Below are 21,907 nucleotides of genomic sequence, written 5' to 3' on the forward strand. Positions count from 1 at the left end.
GCTCAGCTCCTCTTCAGTTTCGGATCGAGGGCATCGCGCAGCCCGTCACCAATAAGATTGATCGCGAGAACCGTGATCAGAATTGCAAGACCGGGGAAGGTCACAACCCACCAATGCCCGCTCGAAATGAACTCGCGCGCATCCGCAAGCATCGTGCCCCATTCCGGCGTCGGTGGCTGCGCACCATAGCCAAGGAATCCGAGCGCCGCGGCGTCGAGTATGGCATTGGAGAAAGACAAGGTGGCTTGAACGATCAGCGGTGCCATGCAGTTTGGCAGGATGGTCTTGAACATCAGCCGGAGTGGACCTGCGCCGGCCACCTTTGCTGCAACGACATAATCGCGGGTTTTTTCGGCCATGACAGCGGCGCGGGTGAGCCGCACAAAGTGCGGTTGGAACACCAGGGCGATAGCGATCATCGCGTTGACGAGGCCCGGTCCGAGCACGGCAACCAGCACCAGCGCAAGAAGCAGTGACGGAAAGGCAAGGATGACATCCATCAGGCGCATGATCACTGTGTCGACCCAGCCACGGAAATATCCGGCGATGACACCCAGGAAGATACCGCCAACAAGCGCGATGGTTGTAACGATGACACCTATGAACAGGGAATATCGGGCGCCGTAGATCAGGCGCGAGAGAATATCGCGGCCTACGGCATCGGTGCCGAGCAAGTAAGCCAACCTCCCTCCCTCCTGTCCGTATGGCGGCAGCAGAACAGCGTCGCGATACTGGGCAGCCGGCTCATGCGGCGCAATCAGTGGCGCAAGGATTGCGACGATGACCAGAAGGACAAAGAAGGCGAGGCCCATGACAGCCCCGCGATTCTCGGAAAAATAGTACCAGAATTCAGCAAGCCGGCGCCGGAGTGAGGAGTCGGTGGACATGCCAGGTTGAACGGTTGTTTCGGCCATGACCTATCCTCTCAATGACGAATGCGGGGGTTAATCAGGCCATAGAGCAGATCCACGGCAAGATTGACCAACATGATGGTGGCGGCAATGATAAGCAAAGCACCCTGGATGACGGCGTAATCGCGCCGGCTGACAGAGTCGACAAGCCATTTGCCGATGCCCGGCCATGAGAAAATGGTCTCTGTCAGAATTGCACCCGCAAGCATGACACCAACCTGCAGACCAATTGTGGTTACTACGGGGATCATCGCGTTTCTCAACGCGTGCACGCCGATAACGCGAAGCGGTGACAAGCCCTTGGCTCTGGCCGTGCGAACATAGTCCTCAGATAGCACTTCGAGCATGGCCGAGCGGGTCTGGCGGGCAATGACCGCAAGCGGGATCGTACCGAGCACGATTGTCGGCAGGATCAGATGGCTGACCGCCGAACGGAAGGCCCCTGCTTGCCCGGACAGCAGCGAGTCAATCAGCATGAAGCCTGTGACCGGGGGAAAGAAAAACATCAGGGAGATACGCCCTGACACCGGAGTCCAATGCAGCGTATTCGACACTAGCATGATCAAGAGCAGGCCCCACCAGAAGATCGGCATCGAAAAGCCTATCAGCGCTGTGCCCATGATCGCCTGGTCAAAGAAGGAACCGCGCTTGGTCGCCGCGAAAACACCGGCAGGTATGCCGAGCAAGACCGCAAAGGTGATTGCGCAGAGCGAAAGCTCGAGTGTTGCCGGGAAAAGCTGGAAGAACTGATCGAGCACCGGTTGCTTGGTAACGATCGACGTCCCGAAATCTCCGCGCAACACGCCCCAGAGATAGTCGAGATATTGAATGACGATTGGTCTGTCGAAGCCAAGCGCATGCGAAATAGCCGCATGGCGCTCCGGCGACATCACTCGCTCGCCTGAAAGCAGCGCGACTGGGTCGCCCGGCAGCATGCGGATGAACGAAAAGGCGATGATCGAAACCCCGACAAAGGTCAGGAACATGACCGATACGCGCCCGATAAAAAATTTGAACATATCGTACCCTCTTGCCGCAATGCGGCTGTGCTTTCCGGCTCTTATTCCTATTTTCGCACGGAAGCAAAAAAGGCGCCCGCCAAGCGAGCGCCTTTCACACCACTTATTGACTATTACTCGACAATGTCGACGCCATCGAATGCGAAGTCGCCGAGCGGGCTCTGATGGAAGCCCTCAACACCCTTGCGCATTGGCACGAGCGACAGCGAGTGATCGATCGTTGCCCAAGGCGCTTCTTTCTTGAAGATGACCTGCGCCTGCTCGTAGAGCTTGGTGCGTTCAGCAAGGTCAGTCGTCTCCTTGGCCTTGGTCACCAGGTCGTCAAACTCCTTGTTGCACCACTGAGCACGGTTGTTCCCGCCGACGGCGTCGCAACCAAGCAGCGTGTCAAGGAAGTTGTCGGGATCACCATTGTCCCCGGTCCATCCGAGGATGGCGGCGCCGTCACGGTCCTTGGCTTTGGACTTATCCAGATACTCGGCCCATTCATAGGAAACGATCTCGGCCTTGACGCCAATCTTCGCCAGATCGGACTGCATGAGCTCGGCGGCGCGGCGTGCGTTCACCATGTACGGGCGGGCAACAGGCATCGCCCAGATTTTCATGGAGAGGTCTTTTACGCCAGCATCCTCAAGCATTTTCTTGGCGGCTTCCGGATCGTATTTGTCGTCCTCAATCGATTTGTTGTAGGACCACATTGTCGGCGGGATCGGGTTGGTGGCTGGCGTTGCCAGTCCCTGGAAGACACCGTCGACGATCGCCTGCTTGTTGATCGCCATGTTGAGCGCCTTGCGCACTTCAACCTTGTCGAACGGCGGGACGAGCGTGTTGTAGGCCATGTAGGCGACGTTGAGGCCTTCCTGCTCCATAACCTTCAGCTGGGGATCAGCCTTCATCGATGCCACGTCGCTGGGGTTCGGATACGGCATCAAGTGGCATTCGCCTGCCTTTAGCTTCTGGTAGCGGACCGAAGCATCGGTTGTGATCGCGAATACGAGATCATCGATCTTCTGCTTGCCGCCCCAATAGTCCGGATTGGCCTTGTAGCGGATGACCGCATCCTGCTGATAGGCGACAAATTGGAATGGACCGGTGCCTACCGGCATCTGGTTCATCTGGTTCATCTTGCCGTCAGCCTGGAGCTTGTCAGCGTATTCCTTGGACAGGATGGAGATGAAGGGCATCGCCACGTTGGCCAGGAACGGAGCTTCCTTGCGCTTCAGGGTAAACTTGACTGTCATCTCGTCGACCTTCTCGATCGACTGCAGAAGCTCAGGAAAGCCCATGCCGGCAAAATATTCCCAAGACGTGCCGGTCACATAGCTGTGCCATGGATTGTCGGTCTTCCACTGACGCTCGAATGAGAAGATCACATCGTCTGCGTTGAGTTCGCGCGTGGGAGTGAACCACTCTGTTGTCTGGAATTTGACGCCCGGGCGAAGCTTGAACGTATATTGCAGACCGTCATCGGAAATCGTCCAGCTTTCAGCCAGTCCAGCTTCCGGCTCGGTTGTGCCGGGCTTGAATTCAAGCAAGCGATTGTAGGCCGTATGAGCCGCGGCGTCGAAAGTGTTGCCACCTGTGTAAAGGCCGGGGTCAAACCCTTCCGGCGACGCCTCCGAGCAAAAAACAAAGGTTTTGGCCGAGGCTCCACCTGCCATCAGCCCACTTGTCATCAATGCGAGCGCAGTGGCCGCAAGGAGTTTCTTGTAGGTATTCATTTTTTCCACCTTCAGAGGTTTTTTATGTTGCGGGCCCCCATGCCTACAACGAAGGTTGCATGGAAGCCTTTGCAATGTCGCAATGCAAGTAGATTTATTCGCAGTCAACCCATCAGATGCCGCATAATTGACGATTCTGGGGAAATCCTCCCTCAAAAGGAAAAAAACAGTGCAATTCACCAAAGATTCGTCCACTGACTTCCGGTATGCCGTGTAGGGTCAGCTTGAAATTACCGTGAAAATGCCGAATTTCGGTTGGTAAAGGCGGTCCTCAGTCTGGATAACAGTTTAAACTCGTGCAAGAAGACACGAGGAGCATAAGGAGAGCCAATTTGAACATTCATGGCCAAACAGCGATTGTAACGGGCGGGGGTTCCGGCCTGGGCGCCGCAACAGCGCGCGCATTGGCAGAAAAAGGCGCCAAAGTCGCAATTTTCGACATTAATCTCGAAGCCGCGCAAAAGGTTGCCGGCGAGATTGGCGGCCTCGCGCTCGCCTGCAATGTCTCAAGTGCCGATGATGCTCACAAGGCCGTGTCCCGTGTCGCGGATGAACTCGGCACACCCCGCATTCTTGTCAATTGCGCTGGCATTGCCAATGCTGGCCGTATCGTTGGCCGCGACGGCCCGCATGATCTTGAGCTTTACCGGCGAGTGATCGAGGTCAATCTGATTGGCTCGTTCAATATGCTGCGCCTTGTCAGCGATGGTGCGTCAAAGCTTGAGCCGCTGGAAAGCGGCGAACGCGGTGTCATTATCTCCACGGCGTCGGTCGCGGCTTTTGACGGTCAGATTGGCCAGGCCGCCTATGCATCTTCCAAAGCAGGGATCGCCGGGCTGACTTTGCCTGCGGCGCGCGAGCTTGCTCGCTTCGGTATTCGCGTCATGGCAATTGCGCCGGGAATTTTCGGTACCCCCATGCTGCTCGCCATGCCACAGGACGTTCAGGACTCACTTGCCGCTTCCATTCCTTTCCCGTCGCGCCTGGGCAAACCCGAGGAGTACGCTGCGCTGGCCCTCCACATCATCGAAAATCCAATGTTGAACGGCGAGACGATCCGACTCGATGGCGCAATCCGGATGGCACCAAAATAGTGCTGCACACAATAGAACCGATCAGAAGCAATGATTTGCAACGCCTTCAAGCCGACGTTCTGTTAAGATAAGTTATCTGGAATCGTTATAAGTTCGAGGGTAGATCGCTGAGACGGTAAATCCGGATGCAGGAAAGGGAGCAGATGACGGTTGTCGATCGTCTGGTTGTGTTGTTGCCAGGCTTTGAACATATGCCCGTGGAGGCTCATCACAGGCGCTTCGTGCGCGAAGCTGCAAAGACGGCGCCTGTCTACGACATGCAATTGACCGAGACCGCGCCGCTCAAGATGTCCCAATCTGATGCAGGAGTTGCTACAGGCGAGTTTAGCCTGCGTACGTCTGGCAAAGACTGGTCCACCCAAACCGATTTTGTGCTCTACGGCCTCGGCGACATCACGATGTTCTATGCATCGAGAAATCCGGTCGTCCGTCTGCTGAGCGGAGTTATCGCCCTCCTCGACTTCGTCGTCACCGGGACATTCTTCCGTTTCGTCGCAGTTAGCTGGCGGTATTCGCTGTTCTTTCTCTACCCGCTTGTGCTTCTCGGAATTGCTATCGCTGCATCCTTTGGCGTCCATAGCCTCGTCGCAGTCTCGGGGCTGGGCGGAACGCTCGCTCCGTTAGTCTCCGCACTTGTGGCAGCGGCAATTCTGCTCTGGTTCGCCCACCGCAAATTGCACTTGTTACTCCTCATGGATGACTGGACGTTCGCCTGGGATATAGCCCGGGGGAAACGGCCGGACGTGTTGCGCAAACTGGATAACGTCATCGCCGATGCTGCCGCCCGCATTGGCAATGCACCAGCGAACACAGAAATCGTCATAGCTGCCCATAGCCTTGGAGCGATCTGTGCACTTCAGGTCCTGGACGCTGCGCTGCGCCGGGACATGTCACGGCGATATGGTCTTCTCACTGTCGGATCGAGCCTCTTGAAGGTGGCTCTGCATCCAGCGGCCAACGCACTGCGCGACAGCGTTAGGACGGTTGCGCGCAGCAACGCGACCTGGATTGACGTTCAATCGCTTACTGACCCGATGAATTTCTACAAATCGAATCCGGTTCGGGACTTGCACATCCCGGATGCCAGGTTCCCGGTATTGGTCAGGGTAAGGTTTCGCAACCAGCTCTGTGACGAAGCCTACAAGGCCATTCGCAGAAATCTGTTTCGGGTTCATCGCCAGTTTGTCTTCGGAGTTGAGAGGCGCACGCACTACTCATGGCATGCGATCCTATGTGGACCGGAGTCCTTTGCGGACATCGCCAAGCGTGGAGGGCTGTACTGCGATCGTCCCATGCCAGCTGTTCCGGCTGCGATCAAAGTGCAGGGATCTGCTGCAACATGATGTCTTTGGTCACCGCTGGCAAGGTTCTGTGGGTCATGCTTGTTACGAGCTGGTACCTCCTGCGCCGTCCCTTTGACCGGCGCGCGCGCCGTGCAAAGCTCACAGTCGATCGGCGGCCGGGCGCAGATACCGTCCGTCTTGCGATCTCCTTCACCGGCTTCGGCATCATTCCCGTTGTTTATGTCCTGACTGGACAGCCACGGTTTGCATCCTACGAAGCCAATCCCGTCCTTCTGACGCTGGGAATTTTTTCCGGGATAGCTGCGCTTGTGCTGTTCCGGCTGACCCATAAGGCGCTTGGCAAGATGTGGTCGGTATCTCTGCAGCTGAAACAGGACCACAAACTCATTACAACCGGCATCTACAAACGCGTGCGGCACCCTATGTACACCGCATTCTGGCTCATGGCGTTAACTCAGGCCCTGCTGCTGCCGAATTATATCGCTGGCCTCGCTGGTTTGGCCGGTTTTGGTTTTTTGTTCTTCTCCCGCATAGGGCCGGAGGAGGCAATGATGGAAGAGGCATTCGGAGAGGAATATCACCTATACCGCGCGCGTACCTGGCGCGTCCTGCCCTATGTCTATTGAACTCATGTGCATCGCCAAGGCATCGGACTTGCGCTCGCTGCGGATAGCGGTGCCTTCATAATTTGGTCCCAATCCGGCTGGTATTGATGCGGCGCACGGCGGCGCGATTCCAACAGTCTGGGCCAATAGCAACGTCCTGTGCGACCTTCACTTTTTGGAAAGCCGGTCACGATGAGAATAATTGGCGTCATGCTTTTGCTGTCGGTGGCTGTGGCGAGTCCGGCTCGAGCGATGGATACAGGCGCCGCTCAAGAGCTGGAACGCCTGGACCCGCAAACGCGGCTTGAACAGCGCTGCGATCTCGAAGCAATGGAGCGCATCCATAAGGACCCTGCCAAACTCGTGCCGGATGAACTGGTCGCCTATGCATTCGCAGAACCAAACATCAAAGGCGACAAGATCCGCTCGGCCGGCGCTGCCTTTCGCAGCAAGGGGGAGTGGTATCACCTGTCCTATACCTGCTCGACCTCACCCGATCATATGACGATCCTGACGTTCCAATACGCCATAGGCCAGATCGTGCCCCACAGCGAATGGTCGCGTCACTATCTTGTACCCTGATAGCCGGCTCCGATTTGGAGCCGAGCAAAGCTTCTTAGAGGGAGTTCGGCCGATCCTGCGCCAGCAGCATCTGCCCGATCGCGTCGACCGCTTTGCCGTTTGGCGCCTCATAGGCGAGCACGTTGGACTGTGTCGCCGCCTGCACCGGCTGAACGGGTTGCGGTGTCCTGTAGTCCATCGCCTGAGGCGGCGGATCCATTGGCACCGCCACTTTCTTGGTGTCGAACGCCATCGGAGCGATATCTGCCTGGGCAACGACGATAGGCTGGTTTGTTACCCGGCCGGAAGTCGGCGTTGACGATGTTGTAGATACGGGCTGCGTGGCACTTGCAACCAGGACAGTATTGGCGGGTTTTGCGCCAGCCATTCTCGTGCTTGCGATATAGGCATTGGCAATCGCTATGCTCGCGTCCTTCGAAGCGATCTCGGCTGTGTGGTAGCGGTCGCGCTTCTCGTAGAAGGCGTTACCACCGGCAACAACGGTGTAATGCATGTTCTTGTAGGGGAAACGGAGACCGGCCGTATGGAAGAACATGGCGTTCCTCACCTTCGGATTGCGCTCTCCCTTAAGAACAGCATCAGCCGCCGCCTGGACGTCTGGCAGTGCCGCAGATTTCATCGGCCGTGACAGAACGCCGGGAGCAAACTGTCCCTTTTGGCCGACCACGCCGCAAATCGAGTTGCCCCATTTGCCGGAATCGAGCCGATTCATGACCACTGTGCCAACGGCCATCAAGCCTTCCTGGCTCGAACGGTTGGATTCAAAGAACATCGCCCGTTCAAGGCATTCCTTGTCCTTGGGCGTATAGGCGTAAGTCTTGCTTCCGCTCGTACGCGTCAAATTGGCTGAAAGCTTGGAGTGCGACCCGGTCTGCGTACAGCCGCTTGCAAGCCCGGCGGCTGCGACAATGCCCGCAATAGAAAGGATTTTCCACTTAGCGAAGCCGATCACGAAGCAATTCTCATCGCTGTTGTTCCTGCTGGTGAAGGTGCTCACAGAATGATGCGATTTAGGGCCAAACAATGGCAAAGATGACTATTGTGTAATGCGACTCTATCATCCATTTGAAATTATGAGGTTATTTTATCCATTTCTACAACAAAAAAATTTCAATAATGGCGAAATTAAGAATTCGTTTACTCTATTTGCCTTAAACTCTACGCAATGGATTAAGCTCAGAAGGCCTATCTAATGCGCACGCATTCCGCTCGGTACGATACCCGCGAATCGCTGATGGAAGCGCTCCGGGAATTGATCGCCCTCCAGGTTCCCGCTGAAGATGTTGCGCCGGTTCTTTGCACGATTGGTCCCGTGGATCTTGATTTGCTTGCCGATTGCATGGATGACGTCGGCCTCAACGGCAACCGATCCATCGCTGCTTGATATCCCGCCCGTTCAAATCGCTTGTTGACCCTTGTCTAACGAACTATCAATCTGGTGTTCGCCGCAATGAGGGTTTGCCTTGACCGAAAAGATCGACGTCTTCCGTGACATTGATGATGGTGCAATACGCCTCGCGCGCACCTTGTTGCGCACCGCCCGCCACGCTGTCATCGCCACGCTTGATCCGGCGTCGGGCGATCCGATTGCCACGCGTGTTGGCCTCTCCACAGACCATGACGGCGCCCCCATCATTCTGGTTTCTGCTCTCGCAGCACACACCCCGGCGCTCCTGGCCGATCCACGCTGTTCGCTGCTCATTGGCGAACCAGCCAAGGGTGACCCTCTTGCCTCGCCCCGAATGACCATATCCGCCAGGGCGCGCGAGATTGCCCGAAATACACCGGAACACACACGCATCGAGTGGCGGTACCGGTCGCACCTGCCGAAGTCCAAGCTCTACGCCAGCCTTGGCGATTTCCGTTTCTTCCGGCTCGATCCCAAAAATGCCCGGCTGAACGGCGGTTTTGGCCGCGCCTACCAATTGGATGCGCCCGAATGGCTGAGTCTCAATCCTGCCAATGAAGAATTGGCTGCCGCGGAGCGAGGCGCAGTCGAGCACATGAACAAGGATCACTCCGAAGCGATTGCGCTTTACGCCCGCTTTTACGCCCAAGCAGAGGATGGCAACTGGCGTATGACAGGGATCGATGCAGACGGTTTCAATCTGGCCGATGGTGACAACGTGTTGCGAGTCTTCTTCAGGGAGCCACTCACCTCGGCCAAGGACATGCATATGACGCTCGTGCACATGGCGGGTGAAGCCAGAACCGCATTGGAATCGTAGCAGACATTCTGATGACATCAGCATTTGAGAACCCCGACTGGTTGGAGCATCGGGTTACCCGGATCATCAACGCAGACGATGAGCGCCTTGCACCCTATCGCAACGTGCGCGAGCGTGATCTGGTGGGACGAGAAGGCCGCTTCATCGCTGAGGGCAAGGTTGTTCTGAATGTCTTTCTGTCCAATCCCGCCCTTGCGGTTGAATCCCTGCTCATTCTGGAGAACCGGCTCCCAGGCCTTGCCGGCCAGCTGAAGTCCTGTCGCGATGATGTTCCAGTTTATTGCGTTTCGCGCCAGACGATGGATGCAATTGCCGGTTTTCCGATGCATCGCGGTATCCTCGCCGTGGGCAGGCGCAATGCACCGCCCACTGTCGACGCTCTGATCGACGCTTTGCCGAACACAGCGCTGACTATTGTTTTGTGTGGCATCTCGAACCACGACAATATGGGTTCGATCTTTCGCAACGCTGCGGCATTCGAGGCAAGTTGTGTCCTGATGGACGAAACCAGTTGCGATCCGCTCTACCGCAAATCCATTCGTGTTTCGGTTGGAGCTGCACTCAAAGTGCCGTTTGCCCGTGGCGGATCAATTGAGGACATCGTCGACAAACTGCAAAATCGCGGTTTCGAAGTGTTCGCCCTCAGCCCATCAGGCACGACGAGCATCTATGACGCCGCGCCCGGGCCACGGACCGCACTGCTGCTCGGCACCGAGGGTGAAGGCCTGCCAAAATCGCTGCTGCAGAAATTGCAGACCGTGACTATTCCGATGTCCAAGAGCTTTGACAGCCTCAATGTGGCGACTGCTTCCGGTATAGCCCTATCGCGGTTCAGCCGCTTTTCCGGCATCTGAAGCCGCGACTTGCAGCGCCCGGATGCGATCCGCCAAGCTCACAATCACTTCTCCATTTTCGTCATAGACCGGAGAGGTTTCGCTCCCCGCCTTCGCCAATAGTTCGTCGACCGCAGATGACGGGCCTTCCAAGCGCGCAACCATTGCTACCACCTGCGACGCGAGGGTGTTCATCTCCTCGCGCAGGCGCAGGGTCTCCTGCGTTTGGACCAGTGCCTCCTTTCCGCGTGGCGGCTCGAGAACGGAAGAGCCTTGTCGGCGCCCATCCGCCAGCACTTTGCGCAAGCGTTCATTGATCCGCTCGATTTCCTTCTCGCGGCGGGAGAGCCTCGCCTCGCTGTCGGAAAGTTGCCTCAACAATGCGTTCGCGCGCTTTTCCAGTTCGGCACTGCGCTTGACCTCCTGCTCCAGGGCATGCTGGATCGCCTTCAGGTCAGTTTCGGCCTTGCGCTTGCGTTCGTCACTGTCTCGCTTGTCCTGTCGAGCTTCGCGCAGGTCGTCCGCAAGGTTCTCGATGCGCGTCGACTGCGCTGCCGCCTCAATCTGCAAACTATCCGCATTCATCGCAAGGCTCGCCATCCTGCGATGCAACAGTTCCAGCTCCGACGAGCGTTGCTCAAGGCTGCGTTCGTGTCCGACGATGACCTTTGCAGCTTTCTCCAGTTCCTTGTCTCGATCAGCGAGTGCGGAACGCAGTTCTGCAACTGTCGCATCGCGCGCTGCCAGATCCCCTGCGAGATTGCGGGCGAGGCGATCCTTTTCGCTGAGTTCCGCCAACTGCCGTGCAGCCTTCTCGCTTACATTTTCCAAGGTCAGTTCGAGCTTGCGTTCTGCGATCGCGTGTTCGGCACGCAGCCCGTCCCTCTGCGCCTGTATCTCATTTAGGGTCAATGGCGTTTCGGCTTCGACACGCTTGCGCGTCAACAGCGTGGCCCTGCGCCAGATTGGAGGGGCAACGAGCAGAGCCAACAATACGGCACTCAGGAATCCGAAAGCGAAATAAAGCACAGACTGGATCACGGCAGGAGTCCTGTTAGAGGTCTTGGCACAACATCTCTTAGAGCCTTTCCTGCTTAGATAGAAGCAAAAGACGCGAACTGAATAGTCCGCGTCCCAATCGGCGAGTGTGCGCCAAAGCAGAGAATCAGAATGGATTCCAGGTCGGCGACTGCGTCAATTTCAGATAACCGACATTGACGCCAAGGCGTGCGCCGACGCCTGTCCTTATTGGGACGAGCAGTACCTGGTTGCGTTTTAGCACGTTGAATCCAACCCCGGCAAAGAGATAAGCCGAGCCGGCAACACCAACAAAGCGACCATACAAATTCTGTATGTCGTCAAGGTTGTAGACGAGCATCATCACGCGGGAGCCTTGTCCGCCGAAATCCCAGCCGATCGACGGCCCTTGCCAGAACGTTCTGTGATCGCCGGCGTTCTTGGTGTAGAGCGATCCTTCGCCATAGGTCAGACCGCCAATCAAGGCCCCTGACCCCTCCTCGCCCAGAACATAACCATTGGGCAAACCGTAGCTCTGGAACACCTTCTCGACAGCCGTAGCGAGCCCACCCGATGTTGATCCGAAAAACCGTTGACCGGAATTGACGATCTCATCCATCGTATAGGTTTCTTGTGCGCTAGCCGTCTGCGCTTGCGCGACAATGAGTGACACGATGGTCAGAAAGAGGAGAAAGCCACGGTTCAAAGACAAGAGTAGAGACGCCATCATAATTCCTTTTGGCTGTTCGCTTCTTTGCCTGACGCCTGGTGCAGATCTTGCGTCTGCTTTTCAAATTGAAGCTCTATTTAAGGCGGTAAACCTTGTATAAAAGTTTATGAATTGATCTTGGCATTTCAATGTCCCGCAAAGACCGGCAAAAACTCAAAGATTTCAGCATTTACAGGCTTTAAGCATGACGTTCTTGCCGATCAGGATCAGGCTATGTAACCAAATGGATCAGAAATCGAAGTGATTCGCGGCAGCAAGTGATTCGCGATGTCCCTGCGTCAACCAGATAACTTTCAGGAGAATCCATTATGACATTGCCCGTCATTCTCTCGGCAACGGACCTCGGAGCGCTCCTGTCAAGCCGCATCTGCCACGACATCATTTCCCCGGTCGGCGCCATCAACAATGGCCTGGAACTGCTCGAAGAAGGCGGTGCCGACGAAGATGCGATGAACCTCATCAAATCCAGCGCACGCAGTGCTTCCGCCCGCCTTCAATTCGCACGCATCGCCTTCGGCGCAGCGGGTTCTGCTGGCGTCCAGATCGATACGGGCGATGCGCAGAATGTCGCCAACGAATACATGAAAGGCGAAAAAGCGGAACTGACATGGGAAGGCCCCCGCGTTCTCCTGCCGAAGAACAAGGTGAAGCTTCTGCTTAATCTCGTCCTCATAGCCAATGCGGCGCTGCCGCGTGGTGGCACTTTGTCCGTGGTGCTGGAGACACCGGACACGCAACCTCGCTTTGTGCTGACGTCGCGCGGACCAATGTTGCGCGTGCCGCCGAAATTCCTTGAGCTGCACAGTGGCAAGGTGCCTGAAGAGCCCATCGATGCCCATGCGGTCCAGCCGTACTATGCGCTCCTCCTCGCACAGGAGTCCGGCATGACCATTTCAATTCATGCCACGCCGGAGGAGATTGTTTTCACCGCTGCGTGAGACCTTCTAAAAGTTGCACTAAAATTTACCATCAACCTTGGGTATTTGTTCACCCAAGGGCTGCTAGTCTTTTTGCCGGAAACAGCACAAATTGTGTCTTGCAACGCGGAGAGCATCCATTGTTACGCTGCATGATCGTTGATGGATCGCCTGTGGTCAGGAAAGTTGCGCGCCGGCTCATCGCCAGCGATACGACTGTTGTGACCACAGCTGACACCGGCTATCAGACTGTCGCCGCCTGCAGCGTCGAAATGCCTGATGTGATCATTCTGGACAGCTCCCTGTCCGATATGCCTGCTCCCGACATCATCCAACAGGTCCGCGCACTTCCAGGCGGGGAAAACAGCAAAATCTATCTCTGCCTACCTGAAATTGACGTGACCAAGATCATGCGTGCCAAGCGAGCAGGAGCCGCCGGATATCTGCTGAAACCGTTTAACCGCGCTTCGATCACCGAAATCTTGCCACAGCTTCCGCTGGCAGGCTAATGCCAGCGGGCGACTCTGACCTTCCAATCATTTCATTCGCATCTGCCAAGCGATTGGATGAATGGCTCGCCGCACAGCCGACAACCTCAAAAGGCATCTGGCTCAAGCTCGCAAAGAAAGACACGGGGATAGCAAGCGTCTCGCAGTCCGAGGCAATCGAATGCGCCCTGTGCCATGGATGGATCGATGGCCAGGGTAAAAAATTCGACGAACAATACTGGCTCCTCCGCTTCACGCCGCGAAAGCGCCGCAGCTTATGGTCGGAGAAAAATCGTACCAAGGCGATCGAACTGATTGGCCAAGGCCGCATGACTGCCGCCGGCCTCGCTGAGATAGAGCGCGCAAAGACCGATGGCAGATGGGATGCAGCCTACGCACCACAGAGCACGGCCACCGTTCCGGATGATCTGCAGCAGGCATTGGACGGCAATCCCGCCGCGCACGAAATGTTCAGCCGGCTCGATAGCACCAATCGCTATGCGATCCTTCATAGGGTTCATACGGCAAAGCAGGCGAAAACACGTGCAAGCCGTATCGAAAAATACGTGTCGATGCTGGCCAGGGGTGAAACAATCTACCCAGTGAAGATCAAACCGTAGACCTTGCACAATCGTCCAAGATTGCGCTTAGGTATCGGATTACAACTCCTTCGTTTCAATCACGAGGAGTTGCAGATGCAGACGGACCAAGCACAAAAGCCCTACAACGCGATCAATCTTTCTAAAAAGTTCGAGCTTTTCTCGGAGCAATGGCTTCCAAAGGTCGTGGCTGAGCTCAATGATTACCAGTTCAAGATTGCGCGGATCGAAGGCGATTTCGTCTGGCACGATCATCCCGAAACAGACGAGGCGTTCATTGTTCTCGAGGGTGAACTTCGGATCGACTTTCGCAACGGTGCCGTCCACTTGAAGGCAAGTGAAATGTTCATCGTTCCAAAGGGAGTCGAACACAAGCCGTTCGCCGAAAAAGAAGTCAAGCTGATGCTGATTGAGCCGCGCGGGGTCCTGAATACCGGTCACGAGGGCGGCGAGCGCACCGCACAGAACGACGTATGGATTTGATGCACGAAGTGTCCCGAGCAAAACAAAAGGCTCCGCAATGCGGAGCCTTCTTCAATTCTGTTCGCACGCAGATCAGGCGATTTCGCGCATTTCCGTTGCGTCAGGCTCACGCAGCACATAGCCGCGGCCCCAGACGGTTTCGATGTAGTTAATACCGTCCGAAGCTGAGTCGAGCTTCTTGCGCAACTTGCAGATGAAGACATCGATGATCTTGAGTTCTGGCTCGTCCATACCGCCGTAGAGGTGGTTGAGGAACATTTCCTTGGTGAGCGTCGTACCCTTGCGGAGCGATAGAAGCTCCAGCATCTGGTATTCCTTGCCGGTGAGGTGAACGCGCTGGCCGCTGACTTCAACCGTCTTGGCATCAAGATTGACGATCAGATCGCCGGTGGTGATGACCGACTGGGCATGCCCCTTCGAACGGCGCACGATCGCGTGGATACGGGCAACTAGTTCGTCCTTATGGAAAGGCTTGGTCATATAGTCGTCAGCGCCAAAGCCGAGGCCGCGAACCTTGTCCTCGATGCCGGCCATGCCAGAGAGAATGAGGATCGGTGTTTTCACCTTCGACAGACGCAAGGTCCTCAGGACTTCATAACCGGACATGTCCGGCAGGTTGAGGTCGAGGAGGATGATATCGTAGTCGTAGAGCTTGCCGAGATCGACACCCTCTTCGCCCAGATCCGTCGTATAAACATTGAAGCTTTCCGACTTGAGCATCAACTCGATGCTCTGGGCCGTTGCACTATCGTCTTCGATTAAAAGAACCCGCATATCATTCCCCTTTTCCCGCCGCTGAAATGGGTTGCTGTGCAATCCCGAAGTCAGGTCGCGAAACAAGCCGTTTCCATAACGTTAAGATTGCCACCGAATGGTTAACAAAATCTAATTCCGATTTGCAAGTGCCTTTGACTCTTAAATTAAGGATCGTAGGCACAGCATTGATTCATAAGGTCAAGTCGCCCGTCAAAAACCATCAGATTGAACTTCAGGTTCCAGCCTTAAGCGATTCATTCGACTCGATAAATTCCCTGCCTAAAAACTTCAGGTTTCGATTTACCGAGCTTTAAGTCTTAAGGCGTATGATTAATGCTGAACGTAAAGGAAAGGTTACCAGAGAGGTCAGCCTTTAAGTTTTTGTTTCATTTTCCCGAAGTGATTCGGGTGAAATGGCGGCCGGATGATCGTTGTCAGGGTTTCGGCCCAAGGTTTTGGCGGCGTTTGGGTACCGGCTTTATGTAAGGCGTTTAGGGGGTTGTACAGATGAAATCGCATGAAGGTTTGGTTCGGCTCAAGCTCTTTCAGGTCAAGGAAAAACGCCGCCAGCTCGGCCAGCTCGACCTGATGATGGGCGAGTTTGAACGCATGGCCGCCGAACTGGACGCGCAGATCCTGTCCGAGGAAAAAAAGGCCGGCATTACCGACATTTCACATTTCGCCTATCCGACGTTCGCCAAAGCAGCGCGCCAGCGCCGCGACAACCTGTTTGTATCGATCCGCGACCTGAAGGCTCAGAAAGACGATGCCGAAGCGGCGCTTGTCGAGTCGGAAGCGGAACTTGCCAAGGCCGAAGCGCTTGAACAGCGCGATGGCAGGCCGCGTGACGAGGAAATGCCCGTCACCGACCGGCGCGCGATGATCGGTTAGCTGAACCGCTCTTGGGAATTTGCTGGCACCGGAAGCGACGAAAATCGCGTCCGGTGCCCGTCAGCCTGAAGTTATCGGAAGATCTTCAACGTTGCTGGATCACATCGGCCCACTCTTCGTGCCGAAGAGACTGGGCGCGCATGAATGGACACAGCGGAATGATCTTCCATCCCCCTGCCCGCGCGTCTTCTACCGCATGCAGTGCCAGTGCCTGGCCAACGCCCTGGCCACGCAACGCATCGGGCACCGCGGTGTGATCGACGATAATCAGATGCGGGCTCGCGCGCGAAAAGGTCATCTCTGCTTCATGACCTGACACGACGGCCACATAGCGCCCACCCTTTTCCGTCTCTTCTTTTTCGATCTTGATTTCGTTCGTCATTGACCTGCTCCTTGACGCATGTGGCATCCTGCCTTCATGCATAGGTTAGATCAGCTTTCAAGGTGCAGCGGAACGTCACCATGACGATGAGACTTTTCATTCCCTTCTTTCTGTTCCTCGCCACATTCTCGCTTGCACTTGGACTGTCCATGCCGCTGATGAACGTCAGCAGGCTGTATTTCTTCGATGACAACCCATCGCTCCTCGGCATCATTGGTTCGCTCTGGACTGGCGGCGACTGGCTTCTCGCATTGATCGTTGCGCTGTTTTCCGTAATCCTCCCCATCACCAAGCTGGCCGTCGCGCATTTGGCGGCGGCGCAAGTGGCGGCCGCCAGGCATATTCTGCACCGCTGGATTGGCATCCTGTCAAAATGGTCCATGCTGGATGTGCTGCTTGTGGCACTCGTTATTTTCGGTGCAAAGACGAGCGGGCTCGCGACGGCGATCGCCCAGCCTGGCCTGTGGTTTTTCACCGCCTCGGCAATCCTGTCAGCCGTGGCAACGCATTTCATCGTCCGGCAAGAGACGACCGCATAAGCGAAGGGGCTGGCCTCGCGGCCAGCCCCTTCTATTCATGCACCATCATCTAATGACGATATTGCTGTATCCGGGTCGTTCTGAGACCAGCCAGTCCATGATCGGAGATCGAGGACTGCCAGGACAGGAACTCTTCCACCGTCAAAGTATAGCGCTGGCAAGCCTCCTCAAGACTAAGAAGACCACCGCGTACAGCGGCAACCACCTCAGCCTTGCGGCGAATAACCCAACGCCGCGTGTTCGCGGGTGGAAGATCGGCGATGGTCAGCGGGCTGCCATCCGGGCCGATTACGTATTTTACTCTCGGTCGAACAAGATCGGTCATTGTACTCTCTACACTAAACTTCAAGACCTATCGCAGCTGACATTACAGTCAGGGCTTTAATAATTGCCTAAACCGTCAGTCATTCTCTGGTAACTTCGGTTAATGGATTGGCGTCGTTTTCGTTAAACTCTGCACGAACTTCGGAAATTTCAGCATTTCACCAGCAAAGGGTCTAGCCTTCCGCCGGAGGAGAAAAGCGCATCGTTTGCGACTTCCTGTTGGCAAGGCCGGGTCAATAACCTATATAGGCCCAATAACAGCACTGCGCCTTTATGCCGCTGCCAGAACCGGATCCGCTTATGACACTGAATAGTCTCGATCTACCGGGAAGACCGGAAGACACCCGTATCGTCGTTGCCATGTCTGGCGGCGTGGATTCTTCTGTTGTGGCCGGTATCCTCAAACGTCAGGGCTATGATGTCGTCGGCGTCACGTTGCAGCTCTATGATCATGGCGCATCCACCCACCGTGCCGGTTCCTGCTGTGCCGGACAGGATATCGAAGACGCACGCCGCGTATCGGAGCGCCTGGGTATCCCGCATTATGTCCTCGACTATGAAGCACGTTTCCGCGAGGCCGTGATCGATCCGTTCGCCGCGAGCTATGTCAGCGGCGAGACGCCGATTCCTTGCGTTTCCTGCAACCAGACCGTCAAGTTTGCCGACCTCCTGCAGACGGCCCGCGATCTCGGCGCCGATGCTTTGGCGACAGGTCACTACATCCGCAGCCACGCCAATGGCGTGCATCGTGCCCTCTATCGTCCGGTCGATACCGACAAGGACCAGAGCTATTTTCTTTTCGCCACCACGCAGGAGCAGATCGACTATCTGCGCTTTCCGCTCGGCGGCATGACCAAGACGGAAACCCGTGCGATTGCCGAAGAACTGGGCCTCACGGTGGCCAACAAGCAGGACAGCCAAGACATCTGCTTCGTGCCCCAGGGCAAATATTCGGACATCATTTCGAAGCTCAAGCCGGGAGCCGCCAATCCCGGCGATATCGTCCACATCGACGGCCGCGTGCTTGGCCGCCATGAAGGCATCGTGCATTACACTATCGGCCAGCGCCGCGGCATTGGGGTCGCCACTGGCGACCCGCTCTATGTCGTTCATCTCGATGCGCAGAACGCGCGTGTCATCGTCGGACCGCGCGAAGCGCTGGAAACCCGAAAAGTTTTCTTACGCAACGTCAACTGGCTTGGCGACGGCCCCTTGTCGGATATTCCGGAAGGTGGCGTCGAAGTCTACGCCAAGGTCCGTTCAACCCGTCCGCCGCGCCCGGCTGTGCTGCATCATCAGGGTGGCGATACCTGGGTCGAGCTCGTCGACGGCGAAAGCGGCATCGCACCGGGTCAGGCGTGCGTGCTCTATTCTGATGACAGCAACACCGCGCGTGTCTTCGGCGGCGGCTTCATCGGTCGCTCGGAACGGGCACCGCAAGCCGAAGCCATGCTGAAGCGCCTCGCGCAGCAAGGGCAGCACGCCTAGCGCCCCTTATCTCTCCCCTTGTGGGAGAGAAAGGATTTTCTTGGATTTAGCCTCTTTGCTAAATCCTTAGAAAATCCAAGTGAGGGGATAAGTCGCTGGTGGAAAATCGCCTCTCTTGCGATTTCTAGCACTTAGCAAGAGCTAAGATGCTGAAATCGCTTTCTCCCCCACAATGGGGGAGATAGTCAGCATCAGGCCCGTTTTTCGTGAAATTCCCGAATGGTCCCGATGATCCGGTCCTGATCGGCTTCGCTCAGGTAAGGATGCATCGGCAGGCAGAGGATGTTCTGCGGCAAGGTCTCCGAAACCGGCAAGCCGCCCGGCGCACGCATGTAACGCTCATAGGCAACCTGCAGATGCAGCGGCTTCACGTAATAGATCACCGATGGAATGCCGTTTGCCTGCAGGTGCGCTTTGAGCGCATCGCGATTCCTGGTTTCGATCGCATATTGTGCCCAGGCCGAGCGCGAACCTTCTGGCATATGGGCCACTTTGACCACATCCTTCAAGCCATTGGCATAGCGCTTCGCCACCACCTGCCGTGCCTCCATCTCGTCTTCGAGAATGGCGAGCTTTTCGATGAGGATCGCCGCCTGGATCGTGTCGAGGCGAGAATTCAGACCGATGCGCACATTGTCATATTGCGTTTCGCCCTTGCCGTGGAACAGCACCGAGCGCAGCACTTCCGCCAGCGCGCCGTCATTGGTGAACATCGCGCCGCCGTCGCCATAGCAGCCGAGCGGCTTGGCCGGATAGAAGCTGGTCGCAGCTACGTCGCCGAAAGCGCCGCACATTGCATTGTCGCGCTTGCCGCCGATGGACTGGGCCGCATCCTCGATGACGAAGAGGCCTTCCCGGGCCGCCACAGCCGAAAGCGAGGTATAGTTTGCGGCAAGACCAAACAGGTCGACAGGAATGATCGCCTTCGGCTGCAGCCGGCCCTCGGCGCGCACCGCGGCGATCGCCGCCTCAAGCTGCTCCACATTGATGTTGTAGGTGTCCGGGTCGACATCGATGAACACCGGCTCTGCGCCGGCGAGCGCCACGACTTCCGCCGTTGCGGCAAAGGTGAAGCTCGGGCAGAACACCGCGTCGCCGGGACCGATCCCCTTCGCCATCAGCGGCATGAGCAGCGCATCGGTACCGTTGGCGCAGGCAATCACATGTTCGACGCCGACATAGTCAGCCAGGCGTTTCTCGAATTCCGTAACTTCCGGTCCGAGGATGTACTTGCCTTCACGCACAACCTTGGCAATCGCTGCATCGAGTTTGCCGCTAATCCGTTCACGCTGTGCGCCGAGATCGATGAAATGCATCATTGCTCCAATATTAAATGTCCCCGCGACTCTGCCGCGGCGATGGGTCCGGCTCCTCTTTAAAAGGGCAGATCAAGGTCTGCCAGAGTTCGCCATTCAAAGTTTGCCTCATCCTGTAATAAGGCGTGGGCCTTGTAACAACGCTTGTCGCTCATGTCACGAAAGTTGAGGCATGTTATTTGTTGTGCGTAACCGTTCCTGCCGTCAGGATGCGCAAGACCCGTATCGCCTCTTCGCCATCGGTCTTGGGCTGGACACGCGTCTGGATGCTCTCGATGAAATTCTGCAGCTCGCGCGTCAGCGGCATGCCCTGCGCGATCTTGATATAGGTCGGCTCCTCCGTCGTCGAAGCCCACTGGCCATTGTCCTGCCAGATCGAATGCTTGTAGACGGCAAGCTTCCGGTCCCATGTCTCCATATCGTCGAACACGGCCATGGCCTTGGTGCCGACAACCGCCAGCCGGCGCTCGCGATAGGGATTGAGTCTCGATGCAAAGAGATGCCCGCGGACATTGTTGGGAAAGCTTAGATGCAGGTGCGCGAAATCGCTCAAATGGTCGAGCACGGCAGCGCCTTCGCCGCGCACTTCCAAGGGCTCCGTCCCGGTGATCGCGAGGATCATCGACAGGTCGTGCGGGGCCAGATCCCACAGTGCGTCATTCTCCGTGTGGAATTTCCCGAGGCCGAGCCGGTGCGAGTGAATATAACGCACCTTGCCAAGATCCCCCGCCTTGACCAGCTCCAGCAGCTTCTCGAAGGCGGGGTGAAAACGCAGCACATGGCCCACCATGAAGATGCGGCCATTGTCATGCGCGGCCTTGACCGTGCGTTCCGCATCAGGAACCGTCAGCGCAATCGGCTTTTCGACCAGCACGTCCTTGCCGTTGGTCACGGCCCTGATCGCCGTCTCCGCATGGAATTGCGGCGGCAGGGCCATGACGATGGCATCGACATCTGGATGGGTGAATAGATCGTCGACTTCGATGTGTTCAACGCCTTGCTCGGCGGCAAAGCCCGCAGCGCGATCGCTGTTCTCGTCGGAGACGGCATAAAGAGCGCCGAGGCTCTTGAGAGTACGGATATGATTGCTGCCCCAATAGCCGCAACCAAGCACTGCAATCCGTGGAGCCATATTTTCAGCCTTCTTCATGTCGGCATCCAATATCTGGACGACGAAAAGATGACAAGTGCTGGAAGACGCACATCCGAGGGAATCGCCTTTCGACGTTGCATTGCTGCTGTGCGTGGTTCGACAAGCTCACCATGAGGGAAGAAGGGGATTGCAGAGAGTCATGGCTTGAAGATTATGCTGCAAATCAACTCACCTCCCTCATGGTGAGCTTGTCGAACCACGCACAGCGCTTTGCAACTCCAGTTTCAGCTGCAGGTGGCCCGTCAGGGTGAATTCTCATTGGTATCGGCGTAACATTACTTGACAGCTTGTTGTCACCCCCATATATCCCGCCCCGTCCCTGTCGATTTGACAGTGCGGCCTCCCGGTTCCTTTTGCAGGCAAACCGTTCACGGGTCGCGATGACATATGGGGCGAAGTAGCTCAGTAGGTTAGAGCAGAGGAATCATAATCCTTGTGTCGGGGGTTCGAATCCCTCCTTCGCTACCATTTTCCCATCAATAACGGAATGTTCTGTCCGATCATGTCCGCTATCTTTTCACCCAAAG

At 56.4% G+C, this 21,907-nt stretch carries 25 protein-coding genes and 1 tRNA gene; 15 read left to right on the plus strand and 11 right to left on the minus strand.

Annotated features, from left to right (window positions below; genetic code table 11):
- Positions 1-2: 2 nt before the first annotated feature.
- The 3 genes from CU102_RS28450 to CU102_RS28460 form a co-directional block, all read right to left on the minus strand.
- The gene (locus CU102_RS28450; protein WP_106714365.1) at positions 3-914 is read right to left on the minus strand and encodes an ABC transporter permease subunit; all 912 of its coding nucleotides are present in this window, start codon (positions 912-914) and stop codon (positions 3-5) included.
- Between the two features lie 11 nt (positions 915-925).
- Positions 926-1,930 carry an ABC transporter permease subunit gene (locus tag CU102_RS28455; protein ID WP_106714366.1) on the minus strand — a complete coding sequence of 335 codons (1,005 nt, stop codon included), beginning with the start codon at positions 1,928-1,930 and terminating at the stop codon, positions 926-928.
- 113 nt (positions 1,931-2,043) lie between these two features.
- A complete protein-coding gene (locus CU102_RS28460) occupies positions 2,044-3,651 on the minus strand; it encodes an ABC transporter substrate-binding protein (protein ID WP_106714367.1) in 1,608 nt (535 codons plus the stop codon).
- Positions 3,652-3,983: 332 nt separating this feature from the next.
- Here CU102_RS28460 and CU102_RS28465 point away from each other — a divergent pair, with 332 nt between their 5' ends.
- From CU102_RS28465 to CU102_RS28480, 4 genes are all read left to right on the plus strand, one after another.
- A complete protein-coding gene (locus CU102_RS28465) occupies positions 3,984-4,745 on the plus strand; it encodes a 3-hydroxyacyl-CoA dehydrogenase (RefSeq protein WP_106714368.1) in 762 nt (253 codons plus the stop codon).
- 143 nt (positions 4,746-4,888) lie between these two features.
- The gene (locus tag CU102_RS28470; protein WP_133624534.1) at positions 4,889-6,088 is read left to right on the plus strand and encodes a hypothetical protein; all 1,200 of its coding nucleotides are present in this window, start codon (positions 4,889-4,891) and stop codon (positions 6,086-6,088) included.
- Complete coding sequence (locus CU102_RS28475; RefSeq protein ID WP_106714370.1) at positions 6,085-6,675, plus strand: protein-S-isoprenylcysteine O-methyltransferase; 591 nt, start codon at positions 6,085-6,087, stop codon at positions 6,673-6,675. The genes CU102_RS28470 and CU102_RS28475 overlap by 4 nt, the downstream gene beginning before the upstream one ends.
- A gap of 171 nt (positions 6,676-6,846) precedes the next feature.
- Positions 6,847-7,236 carry a DUF930 domain-containing protein gene (locus CU102_RS28480; RefSeq protein WP_106714371.1) on the plus strand — a complete coding sequence of 130 codons (390 nt, stop codon included), beginning with the start codon at positions 6,847-6,849 and terminating at the stop codon, positions 7,234-7,236.
- A 34-nt stretch (positions 7,237-7,270) separates the two neighbouring features.
- Here CU102_RS28480 and CU102_RS28485 read toward each other — a convergent pair whose 3' ends face one another.
- Complete coding sequence (locus tag CU102_RS28485; RefSeq protein WP_106714501.1) at positions 7,271-8,188, minus strand: cell wall hydrolase; 918 nt, start codon at positions 8,186-8,188, stop codon at positions 7,271-7,273.
- 240 nt (positions 8,189-8,428) lie between these two features.
- Between CU102_RS28485 and CU102_RS28490 the strand changes: the two genes are divergently transcribed.
- The 3 genes from CU102_RS28490 to CU102_RS28500 all read left to right on the plus strand — a co-directional run bounded on the left by CU102_RS28490 (position 8,429) and on the right by CU102_RS28500 (position 10,318).
- Positions 8,429-8,620 carry a hypothetical protein gene (locus tag CU102_RS28490; RefSeq protein WP_106714372.1) on the plus strand — a complete coding sequence of 64 codons (192 nt, stop codon included), beginning with the start codon at positions 8,429-8,431 and terminating at the stop codon, positions 8,618-8,620.
- 79 nt (positions 8,621-8,699) lie between these two features.
- Entirely contained in the window at positions 8,700-9,464 is a 765-nt protein-coding gene (locus CU102_RS28495) for a HugZ family pyridoxamine 5'-phosphate oxidase (protein ID WP_106714373.1), read from the plus strand.
- An 11-nt stretch (positions 9,465-9,475) separates the two neighbouring features.
- The gene (locus tag CU102_RS28500; RefSeq protein ID WP_106714374.1) at positions 9,476-10,318 is read left to right on the plus strand and encodes a TrmH family RNA methyltransferase; all 843 of its coding nucleotides are present in this window, start codon (positions 9,476-9,478) and stop codon (positions 10,316-10,318) included.
- On the opposite strand, the gene CU102_RS28505 is transcribed toward CU102_RS28500, so the two are convergent.
- On the minus strand, positions 10,286-11,338 hold the full coding sequence (locus tag CU102_RS28505) for a coiled-coil domain-containing protein (RefSeq protein WP_106714375.1): 1,053 nt from the start codon (positions 11,336-11,338) through the stop codon (positions 10,286-10,288). The two genes, CU102_RS28500 and CU102_RS28505, sit on opposite strands and share 33 nt — an antisense overlap.
- A gap of 124 nt (positions 11,339-11,462) precedes the next feature.
- Positions 11,463-12,041 carry a DUF1134 domain-containing protein gene (locus tag CU102_RS28510; RefSeq protein ID WP_106714376.1) on the minus strand — a complete coding sequence of 193 codons (579 nt, stop codon included), beginning with the start codon at positions 12,039-12,041 and terminating at the stop codon, positions 11,463-11,465.
- Between the two features lie 311 nt (positions 12,042-12,352).
- Here CU102_RS28510 and chpT point away from each other — a divergent pair, with 311 nt between their 5' ends.
- From chpT to CU102_RS28530, 4 genes are all read left to right on the plus strand, one after another.
- On the plus strand, positions 12,353-12,982 hold the full coding sequence (gene chpT / locus CU102_RS28515; protein ID WP_106714377.1) for a histidine phosphotransferase ChpT: 630 nt from the start codon (positions 12,353-12,355) through the stop codon (positions 12,980-12,982).
- A 131-nt stretch (positions 12,983-13,113) separates the two neighbouring features.
- On the plus strand, positions 13,114-13,470 hold the full coding sequence (locus CU102_RS28520) for a response regulator (protein WP_166648418.1): 357 nt from the start codon (positions 13,114-13,116) through the stop codon (positions 13,468-13,470).
- A complete protein-coding gene (locus tag CU102_RS28525; RefSeq protein WP_106714378.1) occupies positions 13,470-14,069 on the plus strand; it encodes a YdeI/OmpD-associated family protein in 600 nt (199 codons plus the stop codon). The genes CU102_RS28520 and CU102_RS28525 overlap by 1 nt, the downstream gene beginning before the upstream one ends.
- A 75-nt stretch (positions 14,070-14,144) precedes the next feature.
- Positions 14,145-14,531: a cupin domain-containing protein gene (locus tag CU102_RS28530; protein WP_106714379.1), complete on the plus strand. Its 387-nt coding sequence runs from the start codon at positions 14,145-14,147 to the stop codon at positions 14,529-14,531.
- Positions 14,532-14,603: 72 nt separating this feature from the next.
- Here CU102_RS28530 and ctrA read toward each other — a convergent pair whose 3' ends face one another.
- The gene (gene ctrA, locus CU102_RS28535) at positions 14,604-15,305 is read right to left on the minus strand and encodes a response regulator transcription factor CtrA (RefSeq protein WP_106714380.1); all 702 of its coding nucleotides are present in this window, start codon (positions 15,303-15,305) and stop codon (positions 14,604-14,606) included.
- 489 nt (positions 15,306-15,794) lie between these two features.
- Here ctrA and CU102_RS28540 point away from each other — a divergent pair, with 489 nt between their 5' ends.
- Positions 15,795-16,178: a flagellar export protein FliJ gene (locus CU102_RS28540; protein ID WP_106714381.1), complete on the plus strand. Its 384-nt coding sequence runs from the start codon at positions 15,795-15,797 to the stop codon at positions 16,176-16,178.
- Positions 16,179-16,263: 85 nt separating this feature from the next.
- Here CU102_RS28540 and CU102_RS28545 read toward each other — a convergent pair whose 3' ends face one another.
- The gene (locus CU102_RS28545; RefSeq protein ID WP_208113830.1) at positions 16,264-16,548 is read right to left on the minus strand and encodes a GNAT family N-acetyltransferase; all 285 of its coding nucleotides are present in this window, start codon (positions 16,546-16,548) and stop codon (positions 16,264-16,266) included.
- Positions 16,549-16,640: 92 nt separating this feature from the next.
- Here CU102_RS28545 and CU102_RS28550 point away from each other — a divergent pair, with 92 nt between their 5' ends.
- Positions 16,641-17,099: a paraquat-inducible protein A gene (locus CU102_RS28550; RefSeq protein ID WP_342588795.1), complete on the plus strand. Its 459-nt coding sequence runs from the start codon at positions 16,641-16,643 to the stop codon at positions 17,097-17,099.
- A 49-nt stretch (positions 17,100-17,148) separates the two neighbouring features.
- Here the strand turns inward: CU102_RS28550 and sciP are convergent, their stop codons facing one another.
- Entirely contained in the window at positions 17,149-17,424 is a 276-nt protein-coding gene (sciP, locus tag CU102_RS28555; RefSeq protein WP_081816000.1) for a CtrA inhibitor SciP, read from the minus strand.
- 299 nt (positions 17,425-17,723) lie between these two features.
- Here sciP and mnmA point away from each other — a divergent pair, with 299 nt between their 5' ends.
- Positions 17,724-18,911 carry a tRNA 2-thiouridine(34) synthase MnmA gene (mnmA, locus tag CU102_RS28560; RefSeq protein ID WP_208113828.1) on the plus strand — a complete coding sequence of 396 codons (1,188 nt, stop codon included), beginning with the start codon at positions 17,724-17,726 and terminating at the stop codon, positions 18,909-18,911.
- 191 nt (positions 18,912-19,102) lie between these two features.
- On the opposite strand, the gene CU102_RS28565 is transcribed toward mnmA, so the two are convergent.
- On the minus strand, positions 19,103-20,227 hold the full coding sequence (locus CU102_RS28565; protein WP_106714505.1) for a DegT/DnrJ/EryC1/StrS family aminotransferase: 1,125 nt from the start codon (positions 20,225-20,227) through the stop codon (positions 19,103-19,105).
- Between the two features lie 175 nt (positions 20,228-20,402).
- Positions 20,403-21,359 (minus strand): Gfo/Idh/MocA family protein, encoded by a 957-nt coding sequence (locus CU102_RS28570; protein WP_106714506.1) that lies wholly within the window; start codon positions 21,357-21,359, stop codon positions 20,403-20,405.
- 412 nt (positions 21,360-21,771) lie between these two features.
- Here CU102_RS28570 and CU102_RS28575 point away from each other — a divergent pair.
- A tRNA-Met gene (locus CU102_RS28575) sits at positions 21,772-21,848 on the plus strand.
- Positions 21,849-21,907 lie beyond the last annotated feature (59 nt).

It is taken from the genome of Phyllobacterium brassicacearum (assembly GCF_003010955.1).
GTDB classification, from domain to species: Bacteria; Pseudomonadota; Alphaproteobacteria; order Rhizobiales; family Rhizobiaceae; genus Phyllobacterium; species Phyllobacterium brassicacearum.

Coding starts and splice junctions, on each gene's coding strand:
- CU102_RS28450 (WP_106714365.1), bottom strand. CDS start 914: ATGGCCGAAACAACCGTTCAACCTGGCATGTCCACCGACTCCTCACTC.
- CU102_RS28455 (WP_106714366.1), bottom strand. CDS start 1,930: ATGTTCAAATTTTTTATCGGGCGCGTATCGGTCATGTTCCTGACCTTT.
- CU102_RS28460 (WP_106714367.1), bottom strand. CDS start 3,651: ATGAATACCTACAAGAAACTCCTTGCGGCCACTGCGCTCGCATTGATG.
- CU102_RS28470 (WP_133624534.1), top strand. CDS start 4,889: ATGACGGTTGTCGATCGTCTGGTTGTGTTGTTGCCAGGCTTTGAACAT.
- CU102_RS28475 (WP_106714370.1), top strand. CDS start 6,085: ATGATGTCTTTGGTCACCGCTGGCAAGGTTCTGTGGGTCATGCTTGTT.
- CU102_RS28480 (WP_106714371.1), top strand. CDS start 6,847: ATGAGAATAATTGGCGTCATGCTTTTGCTGTCGGTGGCTGTGGCGAGT.
- CU102_RS28490 (WP_106714372.1), top strand. CDS start 8,429: ATGCGCACGCATTCCGCTCGGTACGATACCCGCGAATCGCTGATGGAA.
- CU102_RS28500 (WP_106714374.1), top strand. CDS start 9,476: ATGACATCAGCATTTGAGAACCCCGACTGGTTGGAGCATCGGGTTACC.
- CU102_RS28510 (WP_106714376.1), bottom strand. CDS start 12,041: ATGGCGTCTCTACTCTTGTCTTTGAACCGTGGCTTTCTCCTCTTTCTG.
- chpT (WP_106714377.1), top strand. CDS start 12,353: ATGACATTGCCCGTCATTCTCTCGGCAACGGACCTCGGAGCGCTCCTG.
- CU102_RS28520 (WP_166648418.1), top strand. CDS start 13,114: ATGATCGTTGATGGATCGCCTGTGGTCAGGAAAGTTGCGCGCCGGCTC.
- CU102_RS28525 (WP_106714378.1), top strand. CDS start 13,470: ATGCCAGCGGGCGACTCTGACCTTCCAATCATTTCATTCGCATCTGCC.
- CU102_RS28530 (WP_106714379.1), top strand. CDS start 14,145: ATGCAGACGGACCAAGCACAAAAGCCCTACAACGCGATCAATCTTTCT.
- ctrA (WP_106714380.1), bottom strand. CDS start 15,305: ATGCGGGTTCTTTTAATCGAAGACGATAGTGCAACGGCCCAGAGCATC.
- CU102_RS28540 (WP_106714381.1), top strand. CDS start 15,795: ATGAAATCGCATGAAGGTTTGGTTCGGCTCAAGCTCTTTCAGGTCAAG.
- CU102_RS28550 (WP_342588795.1), top strand. CDS start 16,641: ATGACGATGAGACTTTTCATTCCCTTCTTTCTGTTCCTCGCCACATTC.
- sciP (WP_081816000.1), bottom strand. CDS start 17,424: ATGACCGATCTTGTTCGACCGAGAGTAAAATACGTAATCGGCCCGGAT.
- mnmA (WP_208113828.1), top strand. CDS start 17,724: ATGACACTGAATAGTCTCGATCTACCGGGAAGACCGGAAGACACCCGT.
- CU102_RS28565 (WP_106714505.1), bottom strand. CDS start 20,227: ATGCATTTCATCGATCTCGGCGCACAGCGTGAACGGATTAGCGGCAAA.
- CU102_RS28570 (WP_106714506.1), bottom strand. CDS start 21,359: ATGGCTCCACGGATTGCAGTGCTTGGTTGCGGCTATTGGGGCAGCAAT.